The sequence below is a fragment of the Streptococcus oralis genome (assembly GCF_001075875.1).
GTDB classification, from domain to species: domain Bacteria; phylum Bacillota; class Bacilli; order Lactobacillales; family Streptococcaceae; genus Streptococcus; species Streptococcus oralis_I.
This window is the reverse complement of sequence record NZ_JUOS01000077.1, coordinates 1-9,479: the sequence shown is the minus strand read 5'-3', so window position 1 is coordinate 9,479 and position 9,479 is coordinate 1. Positions and strand designations below refer to the sequence as shown.

The window sequence follows — 9,479 nt, the reverse complement described above, 5'->3', positions numbered from 1 at the left end:
GGTTACCGCTTCGTAGAGACTAAGAAACTTCCGAACGGAGATACCGAGCACGTCTACGAAAAGATTACGACCTCTTATGTTGATGAAAATGGAAATCCAATTCCAGGATATCCGACTGAGAACGGTGAACAACCGAAGAAAGAAATTTCAGGTTACGAGTTTGTGAAGACGGTTGTAGATAAAGACGGTAATATCCAACACATCTACAAGAAGGTGGTAACACCAAATCCGGTACCGACACCAGATTCGAAACAAACGCCAGATCCAGTTTCGACACCAGAACCAAAACCAATCCAAGTTCCAGAAACACCAAGGGAATCAACTCCAGTAAATGAAACAGTAGCTAAGACAACTACTCCTCAATTGCCAAATACTGGTACTGAAGATCATGCTAGTCTTGCTGCGCTTGGCTTGTTAGGTGTCTTAAGTGGATTCGGACTGATGGCTCGTAAAAAGAAAGAAGACTAATCAACTCTGTAAAGTATTGATAAAAGTCAACTTTCTAATAAGAAACTAGTGCATCGTGCGATGCACTAGTTTTTTTGATGCTTGTACTAAAGATAGAACTATGCTACAATCATCTAAAACAAGTAAGAAAGAAATAACATGAAAACAGAATATCAAAAAATGATCGCGGGAGAACCCTATCACCCATTCGACCCAGACCTCCGTTCTCTAGCACAAACAGCGCGACAAAAGCAAGCCGCTTTTAATGAAGAGGTAGATCCAGTAAAAGGTATGGAAATCATCAAAGGATGGTTTGGTTCTACTGGTGAAAATCTCTACATCAACACTCGCTTGATGGTAGATTACGGGGTCAATATTCATCTGGGGGATAATTTTTATTCCAATTGGAATTTGACCATGTTGGACGTATGTCCGATTACTATTGGTGATAATGCCATGATTGGTCCTAATTGTCAGTTTTTAACACCTCTTCATCCGCTGGATCCCGATGAACGAAACTCGGGACTAGAATTTGGCAAACCCATCACGATTGGCAAGAATTTCTGGGCAGGGGGAGGTGTCATTGTCCTACCGGGTGTTACTTTAGGGGATAATGTCGTTGCAGGAGCAGGAGCGGTCATTACAAAATCCTTTGGTGATAACGTAGTTCTAGCAGGAAATCCAGCACGAGTTATCAAAGAGATTCCAGTTAAAGGAAATTAAAGGTTGTAGAAAGAGAAAGTGAAGTCTTTTTCAAAAGAGCTCTTTGAAATCGAAAAGCCTAACAGTCTCAGTATTAAAAACTTATTGCTAGCAAAAAACGAGGTCGGAATTTTTATCCCAGCCTCGTTTTTCGTCTTTAGAGATTTTTTCTCTTTTTAGCTTTTTTAGTCAATGCCACATCGCATTGATCAATATTTTGTGTAAGATAGCTAGTCACTTGGAAATCATCGACCTCTGTTTTTAGCTCGACTTCATAGACAATGCTAAGGTTGTCCCCTGCATTTGTGCTATTGATCGTAATCATGTCAATTTCTGAGCAGAATTGGTCAAGAGCAGATTGGATAGCATCTTGAATCTTCTCTTGATTAGCTACCGTGATTGTCAAAAGTCTACGGCGTTGATTGTCAGTTTTAATCTGTTGATTTTCCAAAAGGAACCAAACGCCCAAGATAAAGAGCGTGAAGAGAATAGCCAGGAAGAGATAGCCTGTTCCACAAGCAAGACCGATAATCATGGCTAGGAAAATAGCGATCAGTTCTCTTGAACCACTTGTTGCAGAACGGAAACGGATCAAACTAAAGGTTCCGGCTACAGCAATTGAAGTTCCCAAGCTCCCATTGACTAGAAAAATAACTAAGGTCATGAGGCAGGGAAGCAGAGTCAAGCTGATAGCAAATTCTCTGGTATAGAGGGTCCGATATTTGTAGGTCCAAGTGAGAGCCAAGCCAAGAGTTAAACTGACAAGTAGAGTCAGCAGTAGTTGGAAGGGATCTGCACTGGCGGTGGCGTTGTTGAAAATGGAATTAAATAGATTAAGCATAAGCGGTACCTGCGCTTTCTATACTGGGACGTGGTGCATAAGGAAGCCCTTGAGATTTGTGGTAAGCACAACTGTATTTTGAAAATTTGTGCTCCATCAAACCATACTTGTCTAGAATGTCTTGTAACCACTGAGGTTTGTTTCCAGGAGCTTTAATCTCCATAATCACAGTATTGTCATCTAATAGAGGAGCCCCTTGATTTCCTGCGAAGAGACTGACATTTTCATCTCTATAGATTAGATTTTGGTCAATGGTGATACGAATTTTATGATAGTCGTAGCCCTCGATGTATTTTTTTTCTTTTAATGAATAACGATCGTAGTAGATGTACATACGAGGCTTGATAGCCTGCTTGTAATCTTGGTGAAGCTTTTTCACTTTTTCAATGACGACTGTATCAGTAATACTAGCATCCAAGTGCCCTTTGGTCATAAAATTAAGGATAGAAATAGGAGTTGAGAGTAGTCTAAATTTGCGACCAACTCCTTCTTGATCCTTGGTTTTGATTTCTAAAAATACTTGACTATCTGCTTTGGGTTGGCTGAGATAGGTCCGCATCCGAACCTTTTCTTTTCGCTTATTTCCAAAATCATCATCTTGGAGCACAGCAAAGTCTTCCGTATCAAAGTAGACATTTGAAATAGTTGAAATTGGATAGTCGTCTTCTACTAAATATTCCTTTAAATCTTGAATCAGTTTGTCTAGTTTATCTTTGGAGATAATATATTTGGTTTCAATCCGCTTAAAAGTTGTTTCTAATGGTTTCATAAGTCTTTCTCCTCTTGCTTTCAGTTATACTATTTTTAAACAATGTGAACTTGCTTGTCTACAATTCTAGAGGGGGTTTCTAAAACTTTTGTTAAATTTAACTTAATTGAAACTAAACTTAAGAAAACTTTCAGAAAAAGTTTAGGCTTCTTTTAGGAAAGACCCGTAGACTAAGAGCATGTAAAATGAAAGATGAGGAAACGAGCATGAAAGCAAAAAAATGGACATTCCTATTAACAAGTATAACAACTCTAGCACTGGTAACAGCATGTACCCAGTCAACTTCAAATACAACAGCTGGCAATAGTACTGCGACGACAACAGTAACTACCAATAAGAAAACATCTAGTTACTTTACAGATAAGGACTATGATACTTCTTATGATGAAAAAACAGCTGCAACTGTAACTTTGTCAGGAACAACGGCGACGGTATCAGGTGACGGAGTGGCCGTATCAGGATCTACCGTTACAATCTCTAAGTCAGGTACCTATGTGATTTCTGGTCAATCTGATGGAGTTCAAATCAAGATCGAAGCTGGAAGTTCAGATGACGTACACATCGTTCTAAATGGTGTAACAATGACCAATACCAATGCAGCTATTTCTGCAACATCAGCTGGACATGTTTACCTAACTCTAGCAAATGGCACAACCAATAGCCTTTCAGATTCAGCTTCAAATAGTGATGACAAGGCTGACGCGGCCCTCTTCTCTAAAGTGGACTTGACCATCAATGGTAAAGGGACTCTCAATGTAGATGGTAAGAAAAACAATGCTATCAAGGCCAACGACACACTTCACATCACAGGCGGGACCTATAACATCACTGCAGTCGGAGACGCTTTTAATGTCAATGACGAACTTAACATTACTGGAACAACCATGACTATCGATGCCAAGGAAGACGGAGTTAAGGTTGATAATGATGACGATACTTCTGTTGGAACCATGTATCTCTCTGACAATACCATCACTGTTACTGCAGGTGATGATGGTATCCACGCTTCAGGTGATTTGGTCATCGATAGTGGGACCTATACTGTTAAGAATTCTACAGAAGGGCTTGAAGGTAAGTCAATCACTATCAACGGTGGAGATATCACCATCTATTCAACAGATGATGGTGTCAATGTGGCCAACAAAAATGCCCAACAAAGTGAAATTTTCTTTGCTATGAATGGTGGGAATTTGACGGTTGAAGTTGGTCAGGGGGACACGGATCCAATTGACTCAAATGGTAACATTACTGTTACGGGAGGAACCATCAAAATGACTGGTCAAACTGGTTTTGACTTTGATGGAACAGCGACTTACACAGGCGGAGACATCTATTTCAATGGTGAAAAACAAACTGAGATTGTCAATTCGATACCTGGTGGAGGTGGACCTCAAGGAAATGGAGGCCCTGGTGGACGACCATAAAAGAAAATCTCCTTTCTCGAAAGAGAAGGGAGATTTTCTTATGTTATTAGGACGAAAAAGAATTATTCTCCGTCTTTTTTAAAGATGTTTTTAACGCCAGCTACTGCGCCTTCGACAGCTTCTTTTGCATCTTCAGCAACTTCTTTAGCTTTTGAAGCTACCTTTTCTGCAGCTCCTTCTGCTTGAGTTTTTGTATCGCCAGTTAGTTTACCAAAACCTTCTTTAACAGAACCTTTAGCTTGGTTGAATTTTTCTTCGATTGACATGGGGGATACCTCCGTTAATTTTTTGTATTATCTAAATTACATTAGATATTAATTTAAGTATATACCCTTTTATACTAAAAAGCAAAAAACTGATACGAAAAGCATCAGTTTATTTTTTAATAGGTTACAACATTCAATTGACCTTTATCATATTCAGCGATAAAGATATTTGAGACTTCTTCGAAACCTTCTTCTTTCAATTTCTCAGTTAGCCACTCCTCGGATTTGCCAATTGTTTCTAAGATTTCAACTTGGACAACACCATCTGTAATCACTGGGTACTTAGGATTTTCGTCACCCATTCTTACGACAATCAGCTGTCCGTTTTGCTCAATCACAGCTCTCTTGACATCCTTCAATTGGAAAATTCCTTGAGCGCGCAATTTAAGAGCTACATCTGCAGCCGCAAGACCTTTTGAGCGACAGGCTTCAGGATCTAACTTACCATTTTTGATGATAATAGTTGGTTTCCCGTCAATTAAGTGTTTGAAAAAGGAAATATTGGTATTCAACCATTTAAGGAGCAGGATGAGAATAGTCCAAATAATGAGGATAACAATGTATTGGATGATGGTAATAGAACTATTGTAGATAACCCCACCGATAATACCCCCGAGAACAAAGTTCTGGATTTGGTCCACTGCAGAACTTGGTGCTAGATTTCCTTTACCTGTTACGTTAATAACAAAAACAAGAGAAAGAAGCCCCAAGGCCAATTTAATTGCAATTGTAGCAAAAAAGCTTATCATTTTTCAACCTCCACGAGTTCAACATCTGATTTATAGAGTTCCATTTTTTCTAATAAATAGCTATCTTGGTCAGTCCCGCTAATGGCACGATAAAAATGTTCGCCAACCTTAATAATAGCTCCATCAGTTACTGCTGAGGTATTGACATAGACCTCTTTTTTATCTACACCTAATTCTTTTGAAACGACTTCGATAAAGTTTAGGGAAGAGCGGAATTGATTATCATTGGATTGACTGTTTTGAAGATTCGTAATGCTTATCAAAACGAATGCGATTAAGGTCAAAATAGAAATGAGCGATAATTCACGGAACTTGCTCCCTTTTTTATCTTTGAAAGCTTTAAATGCAAAAAATCCAGTCACGATAAGCAGTAAAGCTGATACGATAATCATGGCCCAATTCTGTTGACTGATCTGACTGAGCACATAGTCATAGGAATAGAATTTCATAAGATTTCTCCCTTTTTCAAATTCAATCTATTATAAGATAATTCCTAAGCTATAGCAAGTTTATTATGACGAAAAAAGCAATTAATTGTTGTTTCCTATTTAAAGTAGGTTTATTTATTGAACTTAGAGCAGAACTTGACTTTCGTTTAGCTTTTGATATAATAGTAAAAATTTAGAGGAGGTGCTCTATGATTCAAAAACATGCTATTCCCATTTTAGAGTTTGATGATAATCCTCAGGCAGTCATCATGCCAAATCACGAAGGATTAGATTTACAGTTGCCAAAGAAGTGCATCTATGCATTTTTGGAGGAGGAGATTGACCGCTTTGCTCAGGAAGTAGGGGCGGAGTGCGTTGGGGAGTTTGTGTCTGCCACTAAAACCTATCCTGTTTATGTCATGAGTTACAAGGGTGAGGAAGTATGTCTGAGTCAGGCTCCTGTTGGTTCTGCCCCTGCGGCCCAGTTTATGGATTGGTTGATTGGTTACGGTGTGGAGAAAATCATCTCCACGGGAACCTGCGGGGTGCTGAGTAATATAGAAGAAAATGCCTTTCTAGTTCCAGTTCGAGCCCTACGCGATGAAGGAGCCAGCTACCATTATGCACCACCTTCTCGTTATATGGATGTGCATGTTCAAGCAATTTCTGCTATCGAGCAAGTTTTGGAACAACTAGGTGTCCCTTACGAAGAAGTCATGACCTGGTCGACAGACGGATTTTACCGAGAAACAGCTGAAAAAGTTGCCTATCGCAAGGAAGAAGGCTGCGTAGTTGTGGAGATGGAGTGTGCAGCTCTTGCGGCAGTAGCTCAGCTTCGTGGAGCAGTTTGGGGTGAGTTGTTGTTTACGGCAGATTCTTTGGCAGATCTTGATAACTATGACCAACGCGATTGGGGTGCAGAAGCTTTTGATAAGGCGCTAGGTCTCTGCCTTGAGATTGTTAGCCATATGTGAGTATTCTCAGATTTTTGTGGTACAATGTAGCTATGTTATTCAAATCATTTTCGGAAAAAATAAACACGACCTTGGGGCGTTTATCACCTGCTCGTCGAATTTTTTTAAGTTTTGCTTTGGTTATTTTCGCAGGCTCTCTCCTTTTGAGTCTGCCATTTGTGCAAGCAACAAGCTCCCAAGCGACCTATTTCGACCATCTCTTTACAGCAGTATCCATGGTCTGTGTGACAGGACTCTTTACTCAACCAGTAGCTACCACATATAACATCTGGGGGCAGTTAATCTGTATGTTTTTAATCCAGATTGGTGGTTTGGGTCTCATGACCTTTATAGGGGTCTTTTATATTCAAAGCAAGCAAAAGCTAAGTCTTCGTAGCCGTGAAACAATTCTGGAGAGCTTTAGTTATGGAGAAACTCAGTCTTTAATGGTTTTCATACGTTCGATTTTCTTGACGACTTTTATCGTTGAAGGACTCGGAGCCTTCCTGTTAAGTTTTCGTTTTGTTCCGGAATTTGGTTGGGGCCGAGGAATTTTTACCTCTATCTTCGTAGCTATTTCAGCTTTCTGTAATGCTGGTTTTGATAATTTTGGAAGTACAAGTTTAGTAGCTTTTCAAACTGATCCGTTGATTAATCTAGTGCTTGCTGCTTTGATCATCACAGGTGGTCTAGGGTTTATGGTTTGGTTTGACCTGGCCACGCAGTTGAGCAAGAAAAAACGTCGGCTTCGCTTCCATACCAAATTGGTTCTCTTCTTGACAGCAGGAATTTTATTTACTGGAACAGTTTCAACCCTCTTGATAGAGTGGAGCAATCCGGGAACGATTGGAAATCTCAACTTCCCAGATAAATTGCTAGTCAGTTTCTTCCAAACTGTCAGCATGCGGACGGCAGGCTTCGCTTCTATTGATTTTACTCAGGCTAGGCCTGTTACCTTGATGATCTATATTTTGCAGATGTTTCTCGGTGGGGCGCCTGGTGGAACAGCCGGGGGGCTTAAAATCACAACCTTCTTTGTATTATTAGTATTTGCACGCAGTGAGCTTTTAGGCTTGCCTCATGCCAATGTAGCTCGAAGAACAATTTTACCTCGGACAGTCCAAAAATCATTCAGTGTCTTTATTATCTTCTTGCTAACTTTCTTGCTGGGCTTGATCCTGTTAGGGGTAACCGCAGAGGGGAATCCGCGCTTTATCTACATCATGTTCGAGACAATTTCAGCGCTTGCTACGGTCGGAGTAACTGCAAATTTGACACCAGAGTTAGGCAGATTAGCTCTTAGCATTATCATGCTACTGATGTTTATCGGACGAATTGGGCCACTGACTCTATTAGTTAGTTTGGCTGAGTATCAACCAGATAAGAAAGATATGATCCACTATATGAAAGCAGATATTACCATAGGATAAGAAAGGATAAACTATGTCAGATCGGACAATTGGAATTTTAGGTTTGGGTATTTTTGGGAGTAGTGTACTTACCGCCCTCGCTCAGCATGATATAAATATAATCGCCATTGACGACCATGAGGAGCGAATCAATCAGTTCGAACCTGTCTTGGTACGTGGAGTTGTTGGAGATATAACAGATGAAGAGCTCTTGCTCTCAGCAGGAATTGATACCTGCGATACAGTTGTGGTGGCAACTGGGGAAAATTTAGAATCTAGTGTGCTTGCAGTCATGCATTGCAAGAGTCTAGGAGTACCAACTGTTATTGCTAAGGTTAAAAGCCATACAGCAAAAAAAGTCCTTGAAAAAATTGGCGCAGATTCAGTCATCTCACCAGAGTTTGAAATGGGGCGCTCATTGGCACAGACTATTTTATTTAATAACAGCGTTGATGTTTTTCAGTTGGACAAAAATGTCTCTATTGTTGAGATGAAAATTCCACAATCGTGGGCAGGTAAGAGTCTAAGTGAACTTGACCTTCGAGGACAATACAATCTCAATATTCTTGGTTTTCGTGACTACGAAAATGCTCCCTTAGATGTACAGTTTGGACCAAATGATTTATTAAAACCGGATACCTATATCATGGCGGTGATTAATAACCAATATTTGGATACCCTAGCAAGCCTTAGTGAGTAGAAGAGGAATGACTATTCTTTTTTTCAACGACTATTGAGTCAATATAAGTATTTTATAAGAGGGATTTAAGAAAAATTTTAACTTTTTCTTAAATCCTTTTTAATTTTAGGAGATTATACTAGAGTCATCAAATAAAGAAAAACTCTAAGGAGAATCCTATGAAATTCAATCCAAATCAAAGATATACTCGTTGGTCTATTCGTCGCCTCAGTGTCGGTGTTGCTTCAGTTATTGTGGCCAGTGGCTTCTTTGTCCTAGTTGGTCAACCAAATTCCGCACGTGCCGATGTAGTCAATCCCACCTCTGCCCAAGTCGTGCCAGACGCTGCTTCGGTGAGTGAAAAGAGCGACTTAACAGCAGAGGTTCTCAAGAAAGCAGTTGATGTAGCTCTTCCTTCAGAACAGGCAGGCTTAATACCTAAAGTCAGCTTGGATACTACAAGCTCTTCAGAAAAAGTGGATGTTGCTGATAAAGAGCAAGTAGTAGTACCAAAAGAAGAAGTGCAAGCAAAACCAGAATCTAAGAAACAGACAGAAGATACGGTTAAACCTGCGACAACAGTTTCTGGACAAGACCGTGAAACAAGTGAAGCTCAGCCAGAAACCACTCCAGCTGAAGTGCAAAAAGGTGTGGCTGACAATACCAAAGATACGGTAGACGTTCCAGCATCTTACCTGGACAAAGCCAACTTCCCTGGCCCATTCACAGCTGGTGTCAACCAAGTCATTCCCTATGAATTCTTCGCTGGTGATGGTATGTTGACTCGCCTTATCTTGAAGGCCTCAGACAAG

Annotated in this window: 12 protein-coding genes; 7 read left to right on the top strand and 5 right to left on the bottom strand. The window is 40.1% G+C overall.

Features of this window, described 5'->3' with window-relative positions:
* Together ADM33_RS04715 and ADM33_RS04710 are read left to right on the top strand one after the other, a co-directional pair.
* Positions 1-468, top strand: a 468-nt coding sequence (locus ADM33_RS04715; protein ID WP_049503393.1) for an LPXTG cell wall anchor domain-containing protein, incomplete at its 5' end; no start/stop codon positions are given.
* Between the two features lie 138 nt (positions 469-606).
* Positions 607-1,170 carry a sugar O-acetyltransferase gene (locus tag ADM33_RS04710; RefSeq protein WP_049503392.1) on the top strand — a complete coding sequence of 188 codons (564 nt, stop codon included), beginning with the start codon at positions 607-609 and terminating at the stop codon, positions 1,168-1,170.
* Positions 1,171-1,306: 136 nt separating this feature from the next.
* Here ADM33_RS04710 and ADM33_RS04705 read toward each other — a convergent pair whose 3' ends face one another.
* On the bottom strand, positions 1,307-1,990 hold the full coding sequence (locus ADM33_RS04705) for a DUF4956 domain-containing protein (protein ID WP_049503391.1): 684 nt from the start codon (positions 1,988-1,990) through the stop codon (positions 1,307-1,309).
* Complete coding sequence (locus tag ADM33_RS04700; protein WP_049503390.1) at positions 1,983-2,759, bottom strand: polyphosphate polymerase domain-containing protein; 777 nt, start codon at positions 2,757-2,759, stop codon at positions 1,983-1,985. The genes ADM33_RS04705 and ADM33_RS04700 overlap by 8 nt, the downstream gene beginning before the upstream one ends.
* A 206-nt stretch (positions 2,760-2,965) precedes the next feature.
* Between ADM33_RS04700 and ADM33_RS04695 the strand changes: the two genes are divergently transcribed.
* Positions 2,966-4,183, top strand: a complete 1,218-nt coding sequence (locus ADM33_RS04695; RefSeq protein WP_049503394.1) for a carbohydrate-binding domain-containing protein — start codon at positions 2,966-2,968, stop codon at positions 4,181-4,183.
* A 62-nt stretch (positions 4,184-4,245) separates the two neighbouring features.
* Here the strand turns inward: ADM33_RS04695 and ADM33_RS04690 are convergent, their stop codons facing one another.
* The 3 genes from ADM33_RS04690 to ADM33_RS04680 form a co-directional block, all read right to left on the bottom strand.
* On the bottom strand, positions 4,246-4,449 hold the full coding sequence (locus ADM33_RS04690; protein WP_049503389.1) for a CsbD family protein: 204 nt from the start codon (positions 4,447-4,449) through the stop codon (positions 4,246-4,248).
* A 116-nt stretch (positions 4,450-4,565) separates the two neighbouring features.
* On the bottom strand, positions 4,566-5,198 hold the full coding sequence (locus tag ADM33_RS04685; RefSeq protein ID WP_049503388.1) for a DUF421 domain-containing protein: 633 nt from the start codon (positions 5,196-5,198) through the stop codon (positions 4,566-4,568).
* Positions 5,195-5,647, bottom strand: coding sequence for a DUF3290 family protein (locus tag ADM33_RS04680; RefSeq protein WP_049503387.1), 453 nt, complete (start codon positions 5,645-5,647; stop codon positions 5,195-5,197). Before ADM33_RS04680 ends, ADM33_RS04685 begins: the two co-directional genes overlap by 4 nt.
* 188 nt (positions 5,648-5,835) lie before the next feature.
* Here ADM33_RS04680 and ADM33_RS04675 point away from each other — a divergent pair, with 188 nt between their 5' ends.
* The 4 genes from ADM33_RS04675 to ADM33_RS04660 all read left to right on the top strand — a co-directional run.
* Positions 5,836-6,600, top strand: coding sequence for a nucleoside phosphorylase (locus ADM33_RS04675; protein WP_049503386.1), 765 nt, complete (start codon positions 5,836-5,838; stop codon positions 6,598-6,600).
* A 32-nt stretch (positions 6,601-6,632) separates the two neighbouring features.
* A complete protein-coding gene (locus ADM33_RS04670; RefSeq protein ID WP_049503385.1) occupies positions 6,633-8,009 on the top strand; it encodes a TrkH family potassium uptake protein in 1,377 nt (458 codons plus the stop codon).
* Positions 8,010-8,022: 13 nt separating this feature from the next.
* Positions 8,023-8,688 (top strand): potassium channel family protein, encoded by a 666-nt coding sequence (locus ADM33_RS04665; RefSeq protein WP_049503384.1) that lies wholly within the window; start codon positions 8,023-8,025, stop codon positions 8,686-8,688.
* A gap of 158 nt (positions 8,689-8,846) precedes the next feature.
* On the top strand, positions 8,847-9,479 hold a 633-nt coding region (locus ADM33_RS04660), incomplete at its 3' end, for an SSURE domain-containing protein (RefSeq protein ID WP_049503383.1).